This is a genomic window from Gilliamella sp. Gris1-4 (genome assembly GCF_001690335.1).
Lineage (GTDB): Bacteria > Pseudomonadota > Gammaproteobacteria > Enterobacterales > Orbaceae > Gilliamella > Gilliamella apicola_P.
Map to the genome: position 1 here is coordinate 22,961 of NZ_LZHA01000047.1, position 22,218 is coordinate 45,178.

The 22,218-nt window shown below is 34.8% G+C and carries 21 protein-coding genes and 1 pseudogene; 19 read left to right on the top strand and 3 right to left on the bottom strand.

All coding sequences use genetic code 11. The features are described 5' to 3' along the window. Positions 1-134 precede the first annotated feature (134 nt). From pncB to mdtH, 6 genes are all read left to right on the top strand, one after another. Entirely contained in the window at positions 135-1,328 is a 1,194-nt protein-coding gene (gene pncB / locus A9G31_RS06230; protein WP_065560918.1) for a nicotinate phosphoribosyltransferase, read from the top strand. A gap of 161 nt (positions 1,329-1,489) precedes the next feature. Next, positions 1,490-2,893, top strand: a complete 1,404-nt coding sequence (gene asnS / locus A9G31_RS06235) for an asparagine--tRNA ligase (protein ID WP_065560919.1) — start codon at positions 1,490-1,492, stop codon at positions 2,891-2,893. A 284-nt stretch (positions 2,894-3,177) separates the two neighbouring features. Next, the gene (locus A9G31_RS06240; protein ID WP_065560920.1) at positions 3,178-4,323 is read left to right on the top strand and encodes a porin; all 1,146 of its coding nucleotides are present in this window, start codon (positions 3,178-3,180) and stop codon (positions 4,321-4,323) included. 302 nt (positions 4,324-4,625) lie between these two features. Further along, on the top strand, positions 4,626-5,768 hold the full coding sequence (locus A9G31_RS06245; RefSeq protein ID WP_065560921.1) for a porin: 1,143 nt from the start codon (positions 4,626-4,628) through the stop codon (positions 5,766-5,768). A 135-nt stretch (positions 5,769-5,903) separates the two neighbouring features. Next, on the top strand, positions 5,904-6,362 hold the full coding sequence (locus A9G31_RS06250) for a methylglyoxal synthase (protein WP_065560922.1): 459 nt from the start codon (positions 5,904-5,906) through the stop codon (positions 6,360-6,362). Then, a complete protein-coding gene (gene mdtH, locus A9G31_RS06255) occupies positions 6,363-7,574 on the top strand; it encodes a multidrug efflux MFS transporter MdtH (protein WP_065560923.1) in 1,212 nt (403 codons plus the stop codon). It abuts the gene before it with no gap. Here the strand turns inward: mdtH and A9G31_RS06260 are convergent. Continuing rightward, positions 7,552-8,331: a class II glutamine amidotransferase gene (locus A9G31_RS06260; RefSeq protein ID WP_065560924.1), complete on the bottom strand. Its 780-nt coding sequence runs from the start codon at positions 8,329-8,331 to the stop codon at positions 7,552-7,554. The two genes, mdtH and A9G31_RS06260, sit on opposite strands and share 23 nt — an antisense overlap. Before the next feature lies 1 nt (position 8,332). Continuing rightward, positions 8,333-8,911, bottom strand: a complete 579-nt coding sequence (gene lpcA / locus A9G31_RS06265) for a D-sedoheptulose 7-phosphate isomerase (RefSeq protein WP_065560925.1) — start codon at positions 8,909-8,911, stop codon at positions 8,333-8,335. Between the two features lie 400 nt (positions 8,912-9,311). On the opposite strand from lpcA, the gene ribH reads away from it, so the two are divergent. From ribH to gorA, 11 genes and pseudogenes are all read left to right on the top strand, one after another. Beyond that, positions 9,312-9,782 carry a 6,7-dimethyl-8-ribityllumazine synthase gene (gene ribH / locus A9G31_RS06275; protein WP_034911536.1) on the top strand — a complete coding sequence of 157 codons (471 nt, stop codon included), beginning with the start codon at positions 9,312-9,314 and terminating at the stop codon, positions 9,780-9,782. 4 nt (positions 9,783-9,786) lie between these two features. Then, positions 9,787-10,206 carry a transcription antitermination factor NusB gene (nusB, locus tag A9G31_RS06280; protein WP_065560927.1) on the top strand — a complete coding sequence of 140 codons (420 nt, stop codon included), beginning with the start codon at positions 9,787-9,789 and terminating at the stop codon, positions 10,204-10,206. Positions 10,207-10,227: 21 nt separating this feature from the next. Then, a complete protein-coding gene (locus A9G31_RS06285; RefSeq protein ID WP_065560928.1) occupies positions 10,228-11,283 on the top strand; it encodes a TrmH family RNA methyltransferase in 1,056 nt (351 codons plus the stop codon). A gap of 150 nt (positions 11,284-11,433) precedes the next feature. Further along, positions 11,434-12,369: a multifunctional transcriptional regulator/nicotinamide-nucleotide adenylyltransferase/ribosylnicotinamide kinase NadR gene (gene nadR, locus A9G31_RS06290; protein ID WP_065560929.1), complete on the top strand. Its 936-nt coding sequence runs from the start codon at positions 11,434-11,436 to the stop codon at positions 12,367-12,369. Between the two features lie 62 nt (positions 12,370-12,431). Next, positions 12,432-13,208, top strand: coding sequence for a bifunctional demethylmenaquinone methyltransferase/2-methoxy-6-polyprenyl-1,4-benzoquinol methylase UbiE (gene ubiE, locus A9G31_RS06295; RefSeq protein WP_034911549.1), 777 nt, complete (start codon positions 12,432-12,434; stop codon positions 13,206-13,208). Between the two features lie 14 nt (positions 13,209-13,222). Then, positions 13,223-14,764 carry a ubiquinone biosynthesis regulatory protein kinase UbiB gene (gene ubiB / locus A9G31_RS06300; RefSeq protein WP_065560930.1) on the top strand — a complete coding sequence of 514 codons (1,542 nt, stop codon included), beginning with the start codon at positions 13,223-13,225 and terminating at the stop codon, positions 14,762-14,764. An 82-nt stretch (positions 14,765-14,846) separates the two neighbouring features. Continuing rightward, entirely contained in the window at positions 14,847-15,083 is a 237-nt protein-coding gene (tatA, locus tag A9G31_RS06305) for a twin-arginine translocase TatA/TatE family subunit (RefSeq protein WP_065560931.1), read from the top strand. A 3-nt stretch (positions 15,084-15,086) separates the two neighbouring features. After that, positions 15,087-15,365, top strand: a pseudogene (gene tatB, locus A9G31_RS06310) (Sec-independent protein translocase protein TatB); the annotation flags it as partial. A 59-nt stretch (positions 15,366-15,424) separates the two neighbouring features. Further along, positions 15,425-16,195 (top strand): twin-arginine translocase subunit TatC, encoded by a 771-nt coding sequence (gene tatC, locus A9G31_RS06315; protein WP_065560933.1) that lies wholly within the window; start codon positions 15,425-15,427, stop codon positions 16,193-16,195. Positions 16,196-16,241: 46 nt separating this feature from the next. Then, positions 16,242-17,666 (top strand): bifunctional D-glycero-beta-D-manno-heptose-7-phosphate kinase/D-glycero-beta-D-manno-heptose 1-phosphate adenylyltransferase HldE, encoded by a 1,425-nt coding sequence (gene hldE / locus A9G31_RS06320; protein WP_065560934.1) that lies wholly within the window; start codon positions 16,242-16,244, stop codon positions 17,664-17,666. A gap of 231 nt (positions 17,667-17,897) precedes the next feature. Continuing rightward, positions 17,898-19,253 carry a glutathione-disulfide reductase gene (gorA, locus tag A9G31_RS06325; RefSeq protein ID WP_065560935.1) on the top strand — a complete coding sequence of 452 codons (1,356 nt, stop codon included), beginning with the start codon at positions 17,898-17,900 and terminating at the stop codon, positions 19,251-19,253. A gap of 97 nt (positions 19,254-19,350) precedes the next feature. On the opposite strand, the gene A9G31_RS06330 is transcribed toward gorA, so the two are convergent. Then, a complete protein-coding gene (locus A9G31_RS06330; protein ID WP_065560936.1) occupies positions 19,351-20,700 on the bottom strand; it encodes an MFS transporter in 1,350 nt (449 codons plus the stop codon). 233 nt (positions 20,701-20,933) lie between these two features. Here A9G31_RS06330 and A9G31_RS06335 point away from each other — a divergent pair, with 233 nt between their 5' ends. Next, on the top strand, positions 20,934-21,497 hold the full coding sequence (locus A9G31_RS06335; protein ID WP_065560937.1) for a DNA-3-methyladenine glycosylase I: 564 nt from the start codon (positions 20,934-20,936) through the stop codon (positions 21,495-21,497). A gap of 12 nt (positions 21,498-21,509) precedes the next feature. Further along, positions 21,510-22,133, top strand: a complete 624-nt coding sequence (locus A9G31_RS06340; RefSeq protein ID WP_065560938.1) for a YdcF family protein — start codon at positions 21,510-21,512, stop codon at positions 22,131-22,133. The last annotated feature ends 85 nt before the right edge of the window (positions 22,134-22,218 follow it).

Below are 22,218 nucleotides of genomic sequence, written 5' to 3' on the forward strand. Positions count from 1 at the left end.
ATCAATTTATATTTTATACTGATCGATATTATAGTCGATTAAAAACAATCTTATTACATAATTAATCTATATCTTCATTATTATTCTGCTATAATCTTTGAAATTTTTATTTAAAGCAATAGCACTAAATTTACATGTTACCAGCAATAATTACATCAATATTAGATACTGATGCTTATAAGTTGCATATGCAGCAAGCTGTATTTCATTACTACCCAGAGGTAACTGTCGTTGCGCAGTTTCGTTGTCGTAGTGATGATTTATTGGGACAATATATTGATGAAATAATACATCAAGTGAAATTAATGGAATCATTAGCGCTGTCTGATGATGAATTTAACTATTTATCAAATATTTCCTTTTTTAAATCTGACTATTTAAATTGGCTTAAAAAATGGCGTTTCAATAGTGATTTGCTCACTATAAAAAATGAAGATGGAGTGCTTTCTATTACAATTGAAGGTAAATGGCTAGATGTTATTCTATGGGAAGTGCCATTACTTGCCGTTATCAGTGAAATTGTTCATAAAGATCGTTCACCTAATATTGGAGTTTCTGAGGCACTAGCTCGGCTAAAAGATAAATTGGCGTTGTTTAATGAAAAAACAGCTAATATGGATATGTCGGGCTTTAATTTAATGGATTTTGGTACACGTAGGCGTTATTCGTTTGCGGTGCAAGAGGCAGTTGTCAGTTATTTGAAAACACACTTTCATAACTTTCATAGTACTAGCAATTATTTACTGGCTTATCGTTTAGGGCTTACTCCTGTTGGAACCCAAGCACACGAGTGGTTTCAAGCTCACCAACGTTTAAGTGCTAATCTTCAAGATTGCCAAAGAAATGCTCTTCAAGTTTGGTTAGATGAATATCCTCATGACTTAGGAATAGCATTAACAGATTGTATTACAATGGATGCATTTTTACGTGATTTTGATTTGCATTTTGCTTCCCATTATCAAGGGCTTCGTCATGATTCAGGTGATTCAATTCAATGGGGTGAAAAAGCAATTGCTCATTATCAGCAATTGGGCATAGATCCACAAACTAAACTTTTGGTTTTTTCTGATAGCTTAAATTTTGATAAGGCGATTAAAATCTATCAACATTTTAATCATCGCGTAAAATTATCTTTTGGCGTCGGCGGTTTTTTAGCTTGTGATATTCCATCTAAAGATGCCAATACCAAAGCATTGAACATTGTGCTTAAATTAACGGAATGTAATAATCAATCTGTGGCTAAACTATCAGATAGTCCAGGTAAAACGATATCTCAGGATTTAGATTTTATTGATGAATTAAAACGAACTTTTAGTGTTAAACAATGATAATAATTCATGTTTAACTTATTATTAATATTAGAAACTAAAAATTAGTAATAAGAAACAAGTTATTCAAGAATTCCATTTCGTTATGGGATAGTCTTTAGAATATATCTGTATTACTTTAAATATTACTTAAACAAATTAATGTAGAGATGGATAATTAAATGACTTCAGTTGCACCTATTGTTGATGTGTTACAAGGCAAAATTGCTGTTGGTAGCACTATTTCAGTTCAAGGCTGGGTAAGAACTCGCCGTGATTCTAAAGCAGGTATTTCATTTTTAGCTGTTTACGATGGTTCCTGCTTTGATCCTATTCAAGCTGTTATTGAAAATAATTTACCTAATTATGAACAAGAAATCTTGCGTCTAACAGCTGGTTGTTCCGTTAAAGTCACTGGTAAAGTAGTGGAGTCACCAGGTCAAGGTCAAAAATATGAATTACAAGCAACGCAAGTTGAAGTGTATGGCTTTGTTGACGATCCCGAAACTTACCCAATGGCAGCAAAGCGCCATTCAATTGAATATCTTCGTGAAGTGGCTCACTTGCGTGCAAGAACCAATATTGTTGGTGCGATAACGCGTGTACGCCATACGCTTGCGCAAGCAATTCATCAGTTTTTTAATGATCGTGGCTTTTATTGGCTATCAACTCCTATTATTACCGCATCAGATACTGAAGGGGCGGGCGAAATGTTCCGCGTTTCAACACTTGATATGCTAAATCTGCCTAAATCTGATAATGGTAAAGTTGATTTTGATAAAGATTTCTTTGGTAAAGAAGCTTTTTTAACCGTTTCTGGACAATTAAACGCTGAAACTTATGCTTGTGCACTTTCTAAAGTTTATACTTTTGGTCCAACATTTAGAGCAGAGAACTCAAATACTACTCGCCATTTAGCTGAGTTTTGGATGATGGAGCCTGAAGTAGCGTTTGCTGATCTAGATGATAACGCTAAGCTTGCTGAAGATATGTTGAAATATGTGTTTAAAGAAGTGCTAGAAAAACGTGCTGATGATATGCAATTTTTTACCCAGCATGTCGATAAAGAAGCAATTAATCGTCTTGAAAACTTTATTAATGCTGATTTTGCTCAAGTGGATTACACTGATGCTATCACTATATTACAAAATTGTGATGCTAAATTTGAAAACCCAGTCAGCTGGGGAATTGATTTAGCTTCAGAACATGAACGTTATTTAGCTGAACAACATTTTAAAGCACCAGTGGTAGTAAAAAACTATCCGAAAGATATTAAAGCGTTTTATATGCGTATGAATGATGACGGTAAAACGGTAGCGGCAATGGATGTTTTAGCGCCAGGAATTGGTGAAATCATTGGTGGATCTCAGCGTGAAGAGCGTTTAGATATGTTGGATAAGCGCATGGAAGAATTGGGACTCAAAAAAGAAGATTATTGGTGGTATCGTGATTTACGTCGATACGGTACTGTGCCGCATTCTGGTTTTGGTCTTGGTTTTGAACGTTTAATTGTTTATGTAACAGGTGTTCAAAATGTGCGCGATGTTATCCCATTCCCAAGAACACCGCGTAATGCAAACTTTTAGGTTGATTAAAATCCCTAACAAGAATTTATTGAAAGTTACAGCTGGTAGATATTCATCTGTTTTAGTTTAAAAAATAATCAAACAGGATTAAAATTAGACTTAGACACTAAATTTAATGAAAAGTTCGCTTGATTTTAAAAAAAATTTATACATAATTTACACTACTGTAAAAAGTAGAAAAATAATAGATAAAAATATTATTTTTTGGATGAATAATTATTGTACGAAAATTGACACTAAACTTATGAAAGTGTCTTTTTAAAAAATAACCATGAGGGTAAAAAATGAAACGTAATCTATTAGCAATCGCTATCCCTGCGCTTTTAGTCGCAGCTGGTGCAAATGCATCTATCGAAGTTTGGAACAAAGATGGTAATAAAGTTGACTTTTACGGTCGAGTAAAAGCAGCTAACAACATCACTGATCGTGGTCAAAAAGACGAAGGTGATGATACTTCAGCTCGTTTAGGTATGTCAGGCCAAACTCAAATCACTGATAGCGTAACTGGTTATGGCCGTTGGGAATATGAAGCGAAAGCGGGTAAAGATTCTAGCAACGAAGTACGTTATGCATTTGCTGGCTTAAACTTTGGTGATGCTGGTTCATTCGACTATGGTCGTAATGACGGTGTGTTAAAAGCAATTACTGCTTATACTGACGTATTACCACAATTTGGTGGTGATGCAGCAAACAACGATTGGAACGTACTTTCAGCTCGTACTAAAGCTGTTGCAACTTACCGTAATAATAACTTCTTCGGTTTAACTGATGATATCAGCTTTGCATTACAATATGCTGATAATGGTGATAACTCAAATGATTTTAAAGAGGATGCAGTCAGAGGTGAATCTCGTGAAGCTTATGGTGCAAACGTTCAATGGAACATCTTTGACACTGGTTTAACTGCTGGTGCTGGTTATGCACAAACTTCAAACAGCGATAATCGTCAAAGTACTTGGGCTGGTGGTCTTAAATATGATAACTATAATCTATATTTAGCAGCTAACTACTTCCAAAGTAAGTTTAAAGACGTAGTTGAATATTCATGGCCTAATGGTTATACAAAAAATGCTGATGGTAAAGTTAGAGGCTTTGAATTAGTAGCTCAATATGGTATTGATTTAGAAGTGGGTCGTATCACTCCATCTTTAGCTTATGTTCAACATAAAGTTAAAGCTGATTCAGTTCATTTCACTGATAATAATGTTCATTACCGTGGTCATGGATTTAATTCACCTGTAGCTAAATACGTATCTTTAGGTGCAACTTACGATCTAAACAAAAACTTCAGTACAATTGTTGAATACAAATTCAACTTGTTAGATCGTGATGATTACGGTGCTTATAAAAACACCAAAAATTCACACGGTCACGGTAGCAAACCAGGTACTAAAGACGTGTTAGGTGTTGGTTTAATTTATCAATTCTAATCTCTTAATATCTTATAAAAAGGCACTTAGTTGCCTTTTTTTTCGCCTCTTAAATTCATTCCTATCTAAAAAACATTTTATGTCTAAAAAAAATTATAATAAGTATTAAAATATTCGAAAATTCGCAGAATAAATCAAAATTTCATTGTTAAATAAGCAATCTATACAATAGAGTCAGTGTTTATCAGGCAAAAATGACTATCACAGTAATAATATAATTGCTAATTATTAGCAGTTATTTGTTAAACCAGAGCAAAGTAATTTGCATCTTTAATAATATAAAATACCTTTGAGGGTAAAAAATGAAACGTAATCTATTAACAATCGCTATTCCTGCACTTTTAATTGCAGGTACAGCAAACGCTTCTATTGAAGTGTGGAATAAAGATGGTAATAAAGTTGACTTTTATGGTCGTGTTTACGCATTAAACTATATTACTGATCGTAATAATCAAACGGGTGAAGGTGACAAAACCACTGCACGTTTAGGTATGTCAGGTCAAACACAAGTGACAGACAGCGTAACTGGCTATGGTCGTTGGGAGTATGAAGCAAAGACAGGTAAAAATGCTGATAATGAAACTCGTTATGCATTTGCTGGTTTAAACTTTGGTGATTTTGGTTCATTCGACTATGGTCGCAATGATGGTGTATTAAAAACATTAACATCTTACACTGACGTTTTACCAGAATTTGGTGGTGATGCTTCTGATAATGATCTTTATGCATTAACAGCTCGTACTAAAGCCGTTGCAACCTACCGTAATTCAGATTTCTTTGGCTTAGTGAATGGTTTACGTTTTGCCGTTCAATATGCGGATAACGGAGATAACAGCTCAACGCGTCATTTCGGTAATTATACTCTTAATGATAAACGCAATAGTGCTGAAGCATGGGGTTCAGTTGTTGATTGGGATGTGCTTGATACTGGTTTATCTGTTGGTGCTGGTTATGCACAAACTGGTGGTCATAAAGATGCTAAAGCATGGTCAGCTGGTATCAAATATGATAACGACAACCTTTATTTAGCTGCGTTATATATTCAAGGCAAGCAAAAATATGGTTGGGATAATGCCTCAACTACTCATAGCGCTGATGATTTAAAAACCAAAGGCTATGAATTAGTTGCTCAATATGGTATTGACTTTGAAGTGGGTCGCTTAACGCCATCTGTTGCTTATATCCAACATAAAGTTAAGGATGCATCTAGTTATTCAAGTGATGCAGGGCTTAAAGGTAATGATTTAGCTAAATATGTTGATGTTGGTTTAACTTATGACTTTAACAAAAACCTACAAGCTATTATCGATTATAAAATTAACTTGTTAGATAAAGATGATATCGGTGCACGCCGTGCTTTATATGAAGATGGTTCATTTACTAAATCACAAATCAAGGGCACAACAAAAGACACAGTAGCACTTGGTTTAATTTACCAATTCTAATTGATTGTATCTTTATTTTTAAAAGGCACTTCGGTGCCTTTTTTTATTATCTATTATCAATTAAATAACCCTTGCGCTTTGATTAATACTCTGTTAAAAATTAAAAAGAATATAATAATGAATTAGGATACGATGATGCTATATACCACACGTAAATTACTGGCTAAAAAAAATATTGCTTTAGTTGCTCACGATCACTTGAAAGATTCTTTATTAAATTGGTGTAAAAAAAATCGTGAAGAGCTTTCTCGTCATAATTTATGTGGCACGGGCACTACTGGAACATTAATAAAGCAAGAAACAGGATTAAATATCACGCCAATGTTAAGTGGTCCGATGGGGGGAGATCAGCAGATAGGTGCATTAATTGCAGAAGGTAAAATTGATATCTTAATCTTTTTTTGGGATCCACTTAATGCTGTACCTCATGATCCAGATGTGAAAGCGTTGTTACGATTATCTACTGTTTGGAATATTCCAGTTGCCACTAATCAAGCCACAGCCAATGCATTAATTCAGTCCTCTATTTTTACGCAAGAAGTTGATATTGAAATTCCTGATTATCAAAACTATTTAACTCAAAGAGTTAAATAAATGCCAATACCATCTCAAATTCGTAAAACAGGTCGGCAAATACTTTTACTTGATAATCTGTTTATTGTCTTGGGTTTTTATGTTGTGTTTCCGCTTGTTTCAACCCACTTTGTTAGTCAAGTTGGTTGGAGTGCACTTTTTGTTGGTTTTGCGTTAGGATTTCGGCAATTTGTTCAACAAGGTTTTGGTATTATTGGTGGTGCTATTGCTGATCGATTTGGTGCTAAACCAATGATTGTTGCTGGCATGTTTTTACGTTGTGTTGGTTTTATTTCTATGGCGATTGCTAGTGAGCCTTGGTTATTATTACTTTCTTGCTTACTTTCAGCGTTAGGCGGACTACTATTTGATCCGCCTCGTATGGGACTGACTATTAAATTTACTCGTCCACATGAGCGAGGTAAGTTCATATCACTGTTAATGATACAAGATAATGCCGGAGCTGTAATAGGGGCTCTTATTGGTGGAATTTTAATTGATTATGACTTCCATTTAGTATGCTGGTGTGGTGCTTTTATTTTTTTCTTATGTGGAATTTTTAATTTTTTCTTCCTGCCAGCTTACCATATTGCTATTGGCAAAGCGCCTATTATTAATGGTATGAAAATGGTTATCAAAGATAAAAAGTTCACCCGCTATGTTCTTACGTTAACTGGTTATTATGTACTATGGGTGCAAATAATGTTGATGTTACCTTTAACAATCACAAACGTGTCAGGTAGCCCAAGTTATGTAAAATGGATGTATGCTATACAAGCTTCTATTTCTCTCGTACTGCTTTATCCACTTGCTCGATGGAGCGAAAAATATTTCAGATTAGATCAGCGCCTTAAATTTGGTCTATTTTTAATGTCATTTGCTTTTATTATTATTGGTTTTACATCACAATTAATCGTACTATTATCACTTATTGCACTGTTTTACTTTGGTGCAATTATTGCTGAACCAGCCCGTGAAACCTTGTCGACTGTATTAAGTAATCCCAAAGCAAAAGGTAGTTATATGGGATTTAGCCGTTTAGGGCTTGCGCTTGGTGGATTTATTGGTTATACCGGTGCAGGTTGGTTATATGATATTGCTATACAAATAGGATTTCCGCACCTTCCATGGATTGTGCTTACTACAATTGGACTATTAACTTTAAGTTATTTACATCATCAATTTAAAAATGAGTCGCCAATGCATCCTATTAAAATGCGGAAGATTGGCTAATTTCGCCATCTTTAAATAAAATCGCTTCGCCAGTATTAAGTTTTTGCCATATCTCATTTGAAGTTAATGGTAAGGTTGAAATGATAGTAACAATATCATTGGGTGTTGTATGTTTTTGAAAATCAATTTCTACATCTTCGTCCAGTAATTTTGCTTTGCCAAATGGTGCTTTACGGGTTATCCAATGCAAATTCGTTGTGCAATAGGCAAACACATATTGCCCATCAGAAAGTAGCATATTGAATATGCCTAGTTGGCTTAATTGATCGGCACATTGCTTAATAAAATTAAATAGCTCAAGATCATCGACAGTTTTTTGCGAATATTTTTGCTGTAATTGATTAATTAAATAGCAAAAGGCAAATTCGCTATCGGTTTCTCCAACAGGTTGAAAAAGCCCTGTATCTAAATTTTGGTAATTGGTTAATTGTCCATTGTGGGCAAAAGTCCAATTTTTACCCCAGAGTTCGCGGGTGAATGGGTGGGTATTTTCTAGTGCGACACCGCCTCGATTTGCTTGTCGAATATGAGCAATCACAGCTTTAGATTTGATGGGATATTCTTTCACCATTTTAGCAATAGGCGAATAGCTACAAGGCTCTGGATCTTTAAATGTTCGGCAACCTTTTCCTTCGTAGAAAGTAATTCCCCAACCATCTTTATGAGGACCTTTGTCCCCACCTCGTTTTATTAGGCTTGTAAAACTAAAACAAATATCGGTTGGTACATTGGCGCTCATACCCAATAATTCGCACATATTATTTAGCCATCTCTTTTTCAATTAACAGAATAAGAATATGAATAACTTTGATGTGGATTTCTTGCACACGATCGGCATAACCAAAATGCGGAACACGAATATCAACATCAGCAAGTCCATTCATCTTACCACCATCTTTACCAGTTAACGTAATAATTTTCATCCCTTTTTGTTTTGCTGCTTCAATAGCCTTAAGCACGTTAGCTGAGTTCCCTGAAGTAGAGATACCTAAAAGTACATCACCTTTCTGGCCTACACCCTCAACATAACGTGAAAAAATAGAATCAAATCCAAAATCATTACCAACACACGAAATGTGACTTACATCTGATATGGCAATCGCTGGATAAGCAGGGCGATTATCACGATAGCGACCAGTTAATTCTTCAGCAAAATGCATAGCATCACAATGAGAGCCACCATTACCACATGATAAAACTTTACCACTATGTTTAAACGAATCAGCAATTAAAATAGCAGCTTTTTGGATTTGTTGGAGATTTTTATCGTCTGAAACAAAATTAGTTAATACGTCAATAGCTTGGTTTAATTCATCACGAATATTGTCAATATACACAGGTATTTCTCCATCAATAATAAATAAATTTATAGACTATTGTAATTTGTTCAAAATAGCTTGCAAGCGATAAAATAAAATTCCTTATTTTGACAAAAGATTTTAGAAAGTATGCTGTTAAGTGTAAAAATAAGGATTGAAATAAAAATAAATTAAAATTATTTCTAATCATAATGGTTGAAATAACAACAAAATTTAAATTAATTTTAAACTTAACAAATAATACATTTGCAATAGTTAAATTCTTTGCGTTTATTTTAAATAATATATTGGGTAGAACTTGGTCGTAACGCCATTTGCCAATAGGATAAGTCTTTAATTCGTGATACAATTTACTAAGTATTTTTTCACGCAAAACAGAGTGAAATGGCATTTAAAATAAAATTAATAAGGAATTAATATGCAAACGATTGAAGGTAAAGTTGCTGCACCAAAAGCTAAAGTTGCAATTGTAGTGGCACGTTTTAATCATTTTATTAATGATAGCCTAGTAAATGGTGCAATTGATGCATTGACACGTATTGGACAAGTTGATGATAAAAATATCACTGTTATTTGGGTTCCCGGTGCTTATGAAATTCCTCTAGCTGTTAAAGTTGCTGCACAGTCCAAAAAATATGATGCCGTTGTGGCGTTAGGTACCGTAATTCGTGGTAGTACAGCGCATTTTGATTTTGTTGCTGGTGAATCAAGCTCTGGATTATTAAGTACAAGTTTAGACAACACTATTCCAGTAGGATTTGGTATTTTAACCACCGAAAGTATAGAACAAGCAATTGAACGTGCAGGCACTAAGGCAGGCAATAAAGGAGCTGAAGCTGCATTAACTGCGCTGGAAATGCTAAATATTATTAAAGCAATTAAGGAGTAATTTTGTGGCATTAGTTAATCCTCGTCGTCGAGCAAGAGAATGTGCGGTACAAGCCATTTACTCTTGGCAAGTTTCCAGAAACGATCTGGCTGATGTTGAGACAAGTTTTATTACAGAACAAGATATGAAAGGCGTCGATTCTAAGTATTTTCGTGAATTATTAAATGGTGTAGCAAAAAATACTACCGAATTAGATGATAAAATGACGCCTTATCTCACTGAACGATCTGTTGATGAATTAGGACAAATTGAATTAGCGATACTTAGAATCGCACTGTATGAATTAATGAAACGTCAAGATGTGCCCTATAAAGTGGTAATTAATGAAGCCATTGATTTAACAAAAACCTTCGGTGCTGCTGACAGCCATAAATTTGTTAATGGCGTATTAGATAAAATAGCCCCAACCATTCGTACGCGATAACCGATTAATTGTGAGATTGATATGAACGACAATACCGAAAAAAATAAACCATCTATTTTTTACGCAAAAAATAGTGAATCTAAAAAGCATTCTCGCTCGGCTATTGAAAAGCCTTCTCGATGGAAAGACAAACGTAAAGATGATTCATCTCAGTTGAAATCTAAACGAGATCGTCATGATCGTATTGAAACATTCAAACCTCGAAATGATAAATCTGAGTTTGCAAAAAAGCGTTTTAATGTTGAACTTAATCAATCTCAATCATCTATCGATAATGATTCACCATGGCAAAAAAAGGTTCGTGATAATGAGCAAGTACCTACTTTTGGCTATGATGGCTATCGCCAACGTAAAGAAGAAACTTTAGTTTATAGTGAAAATAGCTGTAAAGCAGTTTTCAAACATCGACGCACAGCTATTGTTAAACTATTTATTACCCAAGAGATGACTTACCAGTTTAAAGATCTAATAGACTGGTTAGTCAAACAACGGTTAGGTTATGATGTTATCTCTAGTGAGCAAATTAGTAAAATAACTCAAACTCAACACCATGGCGGTGTCTGCCTAATTGTAAAAAAACGTGTTCCACTTACCTTATTGGATTATTTAGAAAATAATAGTAATAAAGATCATGATTGTATTTTAGCTATTGATGATGTTCATAATCCCCATAATTTAGGTGGCTTAATTCGTAGTGCTGCTTTTTATGGTGTTAATGGCGTTATATTACGTCAAACGAATTTACTTGATAGTGGCGCTGCCATGCGTGTGGCAGAAGGTGGTATTGAGGCTGTTGAATCAATTAAAAGTGATGATTTTGTTGCTTCACTTGATATGCTCAAACAGCGTGGTTACCAAGTTGTTGCGTTATTACCGTGTCAGGCAAAATCCATTGCATCAACTGAATTGCATAAAATCAAGTTTGATAAAAAAGTTGCGTTAGTTATATTTCAACAAATTAATATAAAACTTATTAATTATGCTAATGTTGTTGTCCATTTAAAGGGCAATGATAACATGCCGGCATTAAATATTTCGGTTGCAACGGGTATTTTATTATCTAATTTACAAAAATAATAAAATATTATTTTATCTTTATTATCAACTATTTGGATGGTAAAAGTTATTTTACTAATTGGTAGAATATATCAAATAGCATGATTTGATTAGAAATTGCTTTTTTTTTCTGTAAATTGTTATTAGTTATTGTGTATTTTGGTAATGGTTATGACTTTAAAGCATAAAGTTGGTTTAATTTTCGGGAAGTTTTATCCTTTACATTGTGGTCATATTTATTTGATTGAAAAAGCAATGAGCCAAGTTGATGTATTACATATCATATTGGGCTGTGAGGTATCACGTGATAAGCAGCTATTTGATAAAAGCCGCTTACCCAAACAACCACAAGTTAGCGACCGTTTTTCATGGTTAAAAGAGACGTTCAAAGATCGCCACAATATTCATATCCATGTACTTGATGAAGCTGGTATTGAATTTTATCCCAATGGTTGGCAAGATTGGAGCTACCGCGTTAAGCAAATTCTTTCCGAACATAAAATTAAGCCTAATGTCGTATTTACTAGTGAACCGCAAGATGTCAAAAATCATGAACTCTATTTTGGCTGTCCGGTAATTATTGTCGATGCCAATCGAGATTTTATGAACATCAGCGCAACACAAATCCGTGAAAATCCTTATAAAAATTGGTCTTTTATTGCACAAGCAGCAAAACCTTTTTTTGTTAAAAAAGTAGCTATTGTTGGTCAAAATAGATTCCGTGATTTACCTATTCAACTTGCTAATATTTATAATACTCAATATGTACCTAATGGTTATATTAATTATATTGAGCGAGAAATCTTAACTCAACATAACAAGCGTTATTTGAGTGAATCTGATTTTATGAAAATTGCGATGTTACATGTAGAACGGATTTCAAAAGCTATTGAAATCGCTAATAAGGTCGTTTTTACCTCAATTGATTTTGAAACACTAGCACAGTACTACCATCAATTATTTCAAAAAGATAATGAAATTTTAAAAGCCTTTAAGGACAGTTATCATTTTGATTTAGTCATTCACGAAAAAGATTTAATCCCAAAATCTTCACGGCTGGAACATTTTGAAACAATCACAAAAGAGGTTGAAGCATTATTGATTTAGTTCATCACATTTATTGAGGCTTATGTTAAAATAAGTCAAATATTTGTGATAGGTAAATTTTTATGTCTCAATCTTCTGACAAACAAGACGATACAAATCAAGAAAAAATTGATTTTGGTTACAAACAAGTTCCCAAACAAGAAAAAGTAAAACGTGTTGCTGAAGTATTTCATTCTGTTGCTGATAAATATGATGTTATGAATGATCTAATGTCATTTGGCATACATCGTATTTGGAAAAAAATTACCATTGAATATAGTAGCGTGCGTAAAGGTCAAAAAGTTTTAGATTTGGCAGGAGGCACTGGTGATTTAACGGCAAAATTCTCGCAACTTGTTGGTGATGATGGATTGGTTGTGTTAGCTGATATTAACGAATCGATGTTAAAAGTGGGGCGAGATAAGCTACGTGACAAAGGCTTATTTAAAAACATTGAATATGTACAAGCTAATGCCGAGGAATTACCTTTTGCAGATAACTATTTCGATTGTATTACTATTTCATTTGGATTACGTAATGTCACCGACAAAGAAAAAGCATTACGATCCATGTGGCGAGTATTAAAACCTGGCGGGCGTTTATTAATTCTTGAATTCTCTAAACCGCAATATCAAATTCTGAATAAAGCGTATGATCTATACTCATTTACCATGTTACCATTGATGGGGAAAATAGTGGCAAATGATTCTGAAAGTTACCGTTATTTAGCTGAATCTATCCGTATGCATCCTGATCAAAATACATTGAAAAAAATGATGGAAGATGCAGGATTTGTCGATGTGAAATATCACAATATGACTGGTGGTATAGTTGCGTTACATACTGGCTTTAAATTTTGATGCGATGAATAATAATGACATTTTTTAGACTGTTTAAGATATTAACTGTATTTCGAGCTTATCAATTAAATGAATTGTTGCCAAAACATCGTTCATCAAAATGGTTGCGTACTTTAATATTTTGTATGTTTTGGGTTAGAGCTAAAGCAAAACATCAAGAAATCGGTGAACGTTTACAACTAGCGTTACAAGAACTAGGTCCAGTTTGGGTGAAAATTGGACAAATGATCTCAACTCGACGAGACATTTTACCAAAACACATAGCCGATGCTTTGGCAAAATTACAAGACCAAGTTAACCCTTTTGACGGTAAAATTGCCAAACAATTAATTGAGTCAGCTTTAGAGCAGTCAATTGATTATTATTTTGCAGATTTTGACGAAAAACCACTAGCATCAGCATCAATAGCTCAGGTTCATACGGCGGTATTAAAACATAGTCAAGCTGAAGTGGTTATCAAAGTCTTACGTCCTAATATTTTACAGGTTATCCAAGCTGATATTGGCTTGATGTATTGGGTGGCTAAACAATTTACTAAACGAATCGAATCAGGCGAAAAATTACGAGCTGTTGAAATAGTGCATGATTATGAAATGACACTATTAAAAGAGTTAGATTTGCAAAAAGAAGCTTACAATACGGTTAGATTGCGTGACAATTTTATCAATAGCGACATTTTATATATTCCTTATGTTTACCAAGATTTATGCCGAAAAAATGTGATGGTTGAAGAGCGTATTAAAGGGATTCCCATTGCAGATATCAATCAGTTAAAGCAAAATAATGTTGATATGAAATTACTTGCAGAACGAGGAGTACAAGCTTTCTTTACCCAAGTGTTTCGCGATAACTTTTTTCATGCTGACATGCATCCAGGTAACATTTTTGTTGATATTACTGAACCACAAAATCCACGTTATATTGGTATTGATTGTGCCATTGTTGGTATATTAAGTGCTGATGATCAACGCTATCTTGCAGAAAATTTCTTAGCATTTTTCAATCGAGATTATCGAAAAATAGCCGAAACCTATATTGCATCAGGCTGGGTACCAGCAACAACGGATGTTATTGCACTTGAAATGGCAATGCGCAATGTATGTGAGCCCGCATTTTCAAAACCACTTTCTGAAATCTCATTTTCACAGATTTTACTACAATTATTTCAAGTTGCACGTCAATTTGACATGGATATCCAACCCCAACTAACCTTACTTGAAAAAACACTATTTTATATTGAAGGACTGGGTCGTCAGCTCTATCCAGAACTTGATTTGTGGCAAACAGCAAAGCCGTTTCTAGAAAAGTGGTATCGAGATAAATATAGCGCTAAAAAGATACTACAACAAGCTTGGGAATCGCTACCTCAATGGCGAGTTATGTTGCCACAGTTACCAGAAAAATTAAATGATTATGAACGAATCTCCAAACAGATGAATATTCAGTTACAGCAAATCAATCAAGAACTACAGCGTAGTAAAAAACGTGAACGAAATTTATACACAATAATTGCGCTATTTTTTGCATTATGCATTATTATATTGATTGTGAATTAAGGACTGGGCACCAAGCTAGTTATTTGGGGAAATCATAATTTATGTGTATAATTTAGTTATTAATCTACTGGAGATAATTATCATGATGCCAAGCTTGCCTCAACTCCTCATATTAGTTGCAGTTGTTGTATTATTATTTGGAACAAAAAAATTACGAACATTAGGCTCCGATCTTGGCGCATCAATTAAAGGCTTAAAAAAAGCAATGAATGATGATGACGGCCACGACCAAAAAGAGCACGACAATTTACAAAAAGTCGAAAATATTGACTCATCAGAAACTAACAATACAGATACTAACAATAGCAAAAAAGAGTAACCCGTGTTCGACATCAGCTTTGGTCAGTTATTATTGGTATTAATTATTGGTCTGGTGGTTTTAGGACCAGAACGATTACCTATTGCCATAAAAACAGTTGCAGGATGGATAAAAGTACTCCGCCGAATGTCTGCTACTGTACAGTTAGAATTAAATAAAGAACTTAAGCTACAAGAGTTACAAGACAGTCTAAAAAAGGCTGAACAAAGTGGTTTAACAACACTTACGCCAGAGATTCAAGAATCAATTGATAATTTAAAGCGCGTAACAGAATCATTGCAAAACGAAATCGACTCAGCAACGAGAATTGATTCTCAAACTCACTCAGATAAAAATAAATCATGACCGACGACGCTACACAACCATTAATTGGACATCTTGTTGAACTTAGAACACGGCTTCTACGCTCTATTATCTGCATTTTGCTGGTATTAGCCTGCTTACTCTATTTTTCCAATGATATTTATCATATCGTGGCAAATCCGCTTATCAGCCAATTACCTCAAGGTAGTAGCATGATAGCAACAGATATTGCAGCACCATTTTTTACCCCAATTAAGCTAACTGCGGTGGTGGCAATATTTATCTCAATTCCTTACATACTGTATCAAGTTTGGGGATTTATCGCACCAGCGCTATATCAACATGAAAAACGTCTAGTAATGCCGTTAATTGTATCAAGCACAATTCTCTTTTATCTCGGTATCGCATTTGCTTACTTTGTAGTGTTTCCACTAGCATTTTACTTTTTTATTCACACTGCACCTATTGATGTAGCTATCAATACTGATATTACAAAATATCTTGATTTTGTAATGACACTCTTTATTGTTTTTGGGGTTGCTTTCGAAGTGCCCGTTGCCATTATACTACTTTGTTGGACAGGAATAACTACACCTAAAAGTCTACGAAAAAAGCGCCCTTATATAATTGTTGGAGTGTTTGCCGTTGCAATGTTTGTTACGCCACCCGATGTATTTTCACAAATATTACTAGCTGTACCTATCTGTTTACTGTTTGAAATCGGCACTTTTTTTGCCCGTTTTTATCAACCACGAAAAAATGACAAAACAGAAGATAACGACAGTTATGAATCTGATAAAGATAGTTAACAGATAAAAGATGAATTAACTGAATAATTAAGGATAACAAGTCATAATGAAGACATCATTACCTGATTTTAATTGTGCCAATGTATTAGTTGTAGGCGATATTATGTTAGATCGCTATTGGTATGGAGGAACTAATCGGATATCCCCCGAAGCGCCAGTACCTGTAGTCAAAATTGACTCTTTAGAAGAGCGACCAGGTGGTGCGGCTAATGTTGCTATGAATATTACATCGCTTTGTGGTAACGCACGACTAATTGGATTAACAGGTATTGATGAACCAGCTAAAATTCTTGATGAACAGCTAAGTAAACACAAAGTTCAATGTGATTTTGTCTCTGTTTCAACACACCCAACCATAACTAAACTACGAGTCCTATCACGCAATCAACAATTGATCCGTATTGATTTTGAAGAAGGATTTGGCAATGTTGATGCAACTCCTATTCTTGAGCGTATTCAAACAGCATTGTCGACGCATAAAGTATTGGTTCTGTCTGACTATGCTAAAGGTGCATTATCAGCAGTTCAAGCAATGATTAAGCTTGCTAATCAAGCAAATGTACCAATTCTAGTTGATCCTAAAGGGACTGATTTTGAACGTTACCGCGGTGCAACAATCTTAACCCCTAATATGTCAGAGTTTGAGGCGGTAGTTGGTCATTGTCAAAGTGAAGATGAAATCATAGAAAAAGGCCACCAACTGATTAAACAGTACCAACTAAAAGCGCTATTGGTTACACGAAGCGAAAAAGGCATGACATTGCTTCAATTAGATAAACCAACTTATCATCTACCGACTCAAGCTAAAGAAGTATTTGATGTAACAGGTGCTGGCGATACTGTAATTGCCACATTAGCTGCAGCTTTAGCCGCAGGGCAATCTTTAGAGGAAAGCTGTTTCTTAGCCAATGCGGCAGCGGGTGTTGTTGTTGGTAAACTTGGCACTTCAACAGTATCACAAGTAGAGTTAAGTAATGCCATTCGAGCACGTGCCGATGACGGATTTGGTGTAATGACAGAAGAAGAACTTAAAGAAGAAGTTCAAAAAGCACGGCTGCGTGGTGAAAAAATTGTCATGACCAATGGTTGCTTTGATATTTTACACGCAGGACATGTTTCTTACCTTGCTAATGCGCGTAAACTTGGTGATCGTCTAATAGTTGCTGTGAACAGCGATGCCTCGGTTAAGCAGTTAAAAGGTGAATCAAGACCAATAAACCCACTTATGCAACGAATGATTGTATTAGGTGCACTTGATTCAGTTGATTGGGTCGTGCCATTTGAGGAAGAAACACCACAACGATTAATAGCCACTATTTTACCCGATGTATTAGTCAAAGGTGGCGATTATAAACCTGAAAATATAGCAGGCGGTAAAGAAGTTATTGCTGCTGGTGGAACTGTTAAAGTGCTCAATTTTGAAGATGGATGTTCAACAACCAACATTATTAATGCAATAAAAACACGCTAAGCTAAATAATCACAAATAAAATCGGCTACTTTGAAATAAGTAGCCGATTGGCTTTTCAACTCTTAATAACCTTAGTTAATCCTTGTTTAAGATAAAAATCAGTAAAAAAATTAATACACTTTAATCAATCGTTAATAACTATTGTTAAATTTCAAAATTAATACTTTTTTTATTGTGATCTTTATGCAAAGCTAATAAGCAAATAACGAAAAAGAGTATTAAGGATATCTTATGACCAAACATTATGATTACATTGCCATTGGTGGTGGTAGTGGAGGGATAGCATCAATTAATCGAGCTGCGTCCTATGGAAAAAAATGTGCCATTATTGAAGCCAAATTATTAGGTGGAACCTGTGTTAATGTTGGTTGTGTACCCAAAAAAGTAATGTGGTATGGTGCTCAAATTGCAGAAGCTATTAAACATTATGGTCCTGATTACGGTTTTGATACCACTATTAATCAATTCAATTGGGATAAATTAATTGCTAGTCGAACTGCTTATATTGATCGCATTCATCAGTCTTACGATCGGGTACTTACTAATAACAAAGTTGATGTCATTCATGGCTATGCAAAATTTGTTGACTCTCACACCGTTGAGGTAAATGGCGAACACTATAGTGCTGATCATATTTTAATTGCTGTTGGCGGAAAACCAAGCACTCCCAATATTCCAGGTGCGCAATATGGCATTACTTCAGATGGCTTTTTTGCTCTAAAATCCTTACCAAAACGTGTGGCAGTTGTTGGCGCAGGTTATATTGCTTGCGAAATAGCAAGCGTATTACACGCTTTGGGCGCACAAACACATCAATTTGTTCGCAATGCTACACCACTACGATCTTTTGATCCGCTTATTGTTGAAACCTTAATGGAAGTTATTGCTACTGAAGGACAACAATTACATACTTTTGCGGTTCCAAAATCGGTAATTAAAAATAGTGATAATTCACTAACATTAAACCTCGAAAATGGCGAAAGTTACACAGTTGATTGTTTAATTTGGGCGATTGGACGTGATCCAGCAACAAATGACATGAATTTACAGGCGGCAGGAATTGCGGTTGATAATAAAGGTTTTGTTATCGTCGACAAATACCAAAACACCAATGTCCCAGGCATCTATTCTGTCGGTGATGATATTACAGGCGCTATAGCGTTAACACCTGTTGCAGTTGCCGCAGGGCGCCGCTTATCAGAAAGGTTATTTAACAATAAACCTGATGAACATTTAGATTACAGTAATATTCCGACCGTCGTATTTACTCATCCTGCAATTGGTACAGTAGGATTGACTGAACCAGAAGCAATACAGCAGTATGGTGAAGAAAACGTAAAAGTGTATAAATCAACATTTACAGCAATGTACACCGCAGTAACACAGCATCGACAACCTTGTCGAATGAAATTAGTATGCGTGGGGAAAGATGAAAAAATTATTGGTATTCATGGTATTGGTTACGGAATGGACGAAATGTTACAAGGCTTTGCAGTAGCGCTTAAAATGGGAGCAACTAAAAAAGACTTTGATAATACGGTGGCTATCCACCCAACTGCTGCCGAAGAGTTTGTTACCATGCGTTAAAAACAACCGATATTAGTAATAAAAAAGCAGGCTATTAGTCCTGCTTTTTTATTAATATTTTTATAATTAATGTTTTTATTATTTAGGCTTTTATCGATTAATGATTTGCATCACTTTGCCAGCCATTTTTAGCTAAAGGAAAGAAACCGACCCCAACCGCAATTAACGCTACAAAAGAGATGTAAATACCAGCACCAAGATAACTATATTGCCCTAATAAATGTTCAGGGCTTAATAGATAAATGGTTAATGTTGGTGTAAATGCACTAAATAGCGCATAGGCTAAATTATACGAAAATGACAAACCCGAATAACGAATCGCAGGAGGGAAAGCTCTTGTACCAACTATTGCTGTCATTGCAACAGAACCAATAAATAGCCCAAATACAGCCCAAAGCGAATAAAGTTTAGTTAAGGACATATCTGGCGACAAAGAGCTATAAAATACAATGCTCATAATAGCAAGTCCGCCCCAGTTAATTAGCATTGTTTTGGTTGTACCTATTTTATCTTCTAACCAACCAAAAATAATGCAACCGATAGTCAAAGTTAGTGCGGCAATACAACCACCAATACGCCAATCAAGATTAGCAAAATGGTACATGCCACCTACAATACGACCCGGTGTAATCAAAATACCCACCATAATTGCCGTCGACAACGACCAAGTCAAAAGAGCCACAATTAGGCAAGCTGTTTTATGTTTTTGAAGCACGGTAACGACAGGAATATTCTTTTCAATTGCTTTGCGTGCCGCTAACTCTTTAAAGATAGGTGTTTCAGATAAAAATCGACGTAAATAAACCGAAATAACGCCAAAAATACCACCAATAATAAACGGAATACGCCAAGCATAATCTAAAATATTTACGGTGGTAAAACAAAGATCAATAATGATAGTCACAATAAAGCCAAGTAAAATACCGCCAGTAATACCTGAAGTTAACGTACCGATACCTAAACCATAACGTTGTTTTGGCACATGTTCAGCAATGAACACCCAAGCTCCTGGCATTTCACCACCAATTGCGGCACCTTGAAGCATACGCATTACTAATAATAACAGAGGTGCAAAAATACCAATCACTTCATAAGTTGGTAAAACACCAATGATAAATGTAGGTAATGCCATCATAGCCACGCTTAAGGTAAACATTCGCTTACGTCCCACTTTATCACCAAAGTGCGCCATAATAATGCCACCAACAGGACGAACCAAATAACCAGCAGCAAAAATACCCCATGCAAATAAATCTAACGTTAATGGCGATAAAAAATGCGGTAAAAATAGTGGTTTTACAATGGTATCGATGTAAAGCGCATAAATAACAAAATCATAAAATTCTAATGTACCACCCAAAGAGGACAAAACTAACGTTTTAAAATCCTGCCGATTTAATGGTCGAGCACTAGGCTGCCATTCCGCGTTAATTACAGACTGACTCATGGAAAAACCTTATTATTAAATTAAGTTAGAAAATAAAAAATCTATCTTTTATTGATTTAAGTTAAAAACGTGGGATTCATTCTGCCACAAAAAAAAGGCTTTTTTTTCATCATAAAAAAATTTAATGCATGTAACAAAACTACTTATTTGATTTATAATTCAACTAATCGAAGCTTAAAAAATATAAATCACGATAAAGCATAATCAATAATAAATAAATTAGATAAAATTTGATGACAAATAACAACAAAGTACGCTGTAGTTGGGTTTTGGATGACCCAATATACATTCATTACCACGATAACGAATGGGGCAACCCCCAATATGATAGCCTTAAACTATTTGAAAAAATTTGCCTTGAAGGGCAACAAGCGGGATTATCGTGGATCACTGTTCTAAAAAAACGCGATGAATATCGACGTTGCTTTTTTAATTTCGACCCACACAAAATTATTCAGCTAACGCCTGAAAATATTGAACATCTTTTAAAAAATAAAGGACTAATTCGTAATCGTTTAAAGCTAAATAGCATTGTAAAAAATGCTCATGCTTATTTAAACATGCAAAAAAGTGGTGAAGATTTCTCGCAATTTATCTGGTCGTTTGTTGATAATAAACCAATTATTAACCATTTTAATGATAAAAGCGAAGTTCCCGTAAGTACTGATATATCAGAAAAAATGTCAAAAGCGCTAAAAAACAAAGGTTTTATATTTGTTGGTTCTACCATCTGTTATGCTTTTATGCAGTCCATGGGATTAGTTAACGATCATTTTGAAAATTGTTATAAAAAATAAAGGAAAAAATGGATGATAGTAAAATCAATAAAGTATGGTATAGCCTTAATATTAGCCTATTTCATTATTGCTAACATTGCGATTTATATTTCTTCGATGCAAAAACCAATAAAAAATGCCGATACCTTGGTCATATTGGGAGCCCAAGTGATTAACACACCAGCCATAGCTTCTTCGACCTTAGCCGAGCGTTTAAATATTGCCATAAATTATTTACAAAATAACCCACAAACCAAAGTTGTTGTTTGTGGCGGACAGGGAAAAAACGAATCTGCAACTGAAGCTAGTGTAATGGCCCAATATTTAATTGAAAAAGGGATCGATGCTAATCGAATTTATCAAGAAGACAAATCAACCCGAACAGCCCAACAATTTATCTATGCAAATCGGATATTACCTTTAGGCAAAACGGTTGTGGTAACCAATGATTTTCATTTATTGCGATCGCTAATGCTAGCTAAACGTTCAGGAATTAACGAAGTATCAGGCTTAGCCGCGCCATTAGATTTGACTAAAAGAGATAAATATATCGCATTAATAAGAGAACCCCTAGCACTAGCAAATTCTTGGTTATTTGACCATCCAAGCGATAGTAAAACCTCTAAAAACCAATTACCAAGTCAACCATCTAACTAAAATCATCGGCACATTACGGCAAAAGCACGGGTAACTACTGTTTTTGCCGTGCGTCCATGATATCATTAACTATTAAAATTTAAAT

What these genes read in the sequence shown, in the direction of transcription:
- pncB (WP_065560918.1), top strand. Translation starts at nt 135, where the DNA reads ATGTTACCAGCAATAATTACATCAATATTAGATACTGATGCTTATAAG.
- asnS (WP_065560919.1), top strand. Translation starts at nt 1,490, where the DNA reads ATGACTTCAGTTGCACCTATTGTTGATGTGTTACAAGGCAAAATTGCT.
- A9G31_RS06240 (WP_065560920.1), top strand. Translation starts at nt 3,178, where the DNA reads ATGAAACGTAATCTATTAGCAATCGCTATCCCTGCGCTTTTAGTCGCA.
- A9G31_RS06245 (WP_065560921.1), top strand. Translation starts at nt 4,626, where the DNA reads ATGAAACGTAATCTATTAACAATCGCTATTCCTGCACTTTTAATTGCA.
- A9G31_RS06250 (WP_065560922.1), top strand. Translation starts at nt 5,904, where the DNA reads ATGCTATATACCACACGTAAATTACTGGCTAAAAAAAATATTGCTTTA.
- mdtH (WP_065560923.1), top strand. Translation starts at nt 6,363, where the DNA reads ATGCCAATACCATCTCAAATTCGTAAAACAGGTCGGCAAATACTTTTA.
- A9G31_RS06260 (WP_065560924.1), bottom strand. Translation starts at nt 8,331, where the DNA reads ATGTGCGAATTATTGGGTATGAGCGCCAATGTACCAACCGATATTTGT.
- ribH (WP_034911536.1), top strand. Translation starts at nt 9,312, where the DNA reads ATGCAAACGATTGAAGGTAAAGTTGCTGCACCAAAAGCTAAAGTTGCA.
- A9G31_RS06285 (WP_065560928.1), top strand. Translation starts at nt 10,228, where the DNA reads ATGAACGACAATACCGAAAAAAATAAACCATCTATTTTTTACGCAAAA.
- nadR (WP_065560929.1), top strand. Translation starts at nt 11,434, where the DNA reads ATGACTTTAAAGCATAAAGTTGGTTTAATTTTCGGGAAGTTTTATCCT.
- ubiE (WP_034911549.1), top strand. Translation starts at nt 12,432, where the DNA reads ATGTCTCAATCTTCTGACAAACAAGACGATACAAATCAAGAAAAAATT.
- ubiB (WP_065560930.1), top strand. Translation starts at nt 13,223, where the DNA reads ATGACATTTTTTAGACTGTTTAAGATATTAACTGTATTTCGAGCTTAT.
- tatA (WP_065560931.1), top strand. Translation starts at nt 14,847, where the DNA reads ATGATGCCAAGCTTGCCTCAACTCCTCATATTAGTTGCAGTTGTTGTA.
- tatC (WP_065560933.1), top strand. Translation starts at nt 15,425, where the DNA reads ATGACCGACGACGCTACACAACCATTAATTGGACATCTTGTTGAACTT.
- hldE (WP_065560934.1), top strand. Translation starts at nt 16,242, where the DNA reads ATGAAGACATCATTACCTGATTTTAATTGTGCCAATGTATTAGTTGTA.
- gorA (WP_065560935.1), top strand. Translation starts at nt 17,898, where the DNA reads ATGACCAAACATTATGATTACATTGCCATTGGTGGTGGTAGTGGAGGG.
- A9G31_RS06330 (WP_065560936.1), bottom strand. Translation starts at nt 20,700, where the DNA reads ATGAGTCAGTCTGTAATTAACGCGGAATGGCAGCCTAGTGCTCGACCA.
- A9G31_RS06335 (WP_065560937.1), top strand. Translation starts at nt 20,934, where the DNA reads ATGACAAATAACAACAAAGTACGCTGTAGTTGGGTTTTGGATGACCCA.
- A9G31_RS06340 (WP_065560938.1), top strand. Translation starts at nt 21,510, where the DNA reads ATGATAGTAAAATCAATAAAGTATGGTATAGCCTTAATATTAGCCTAT.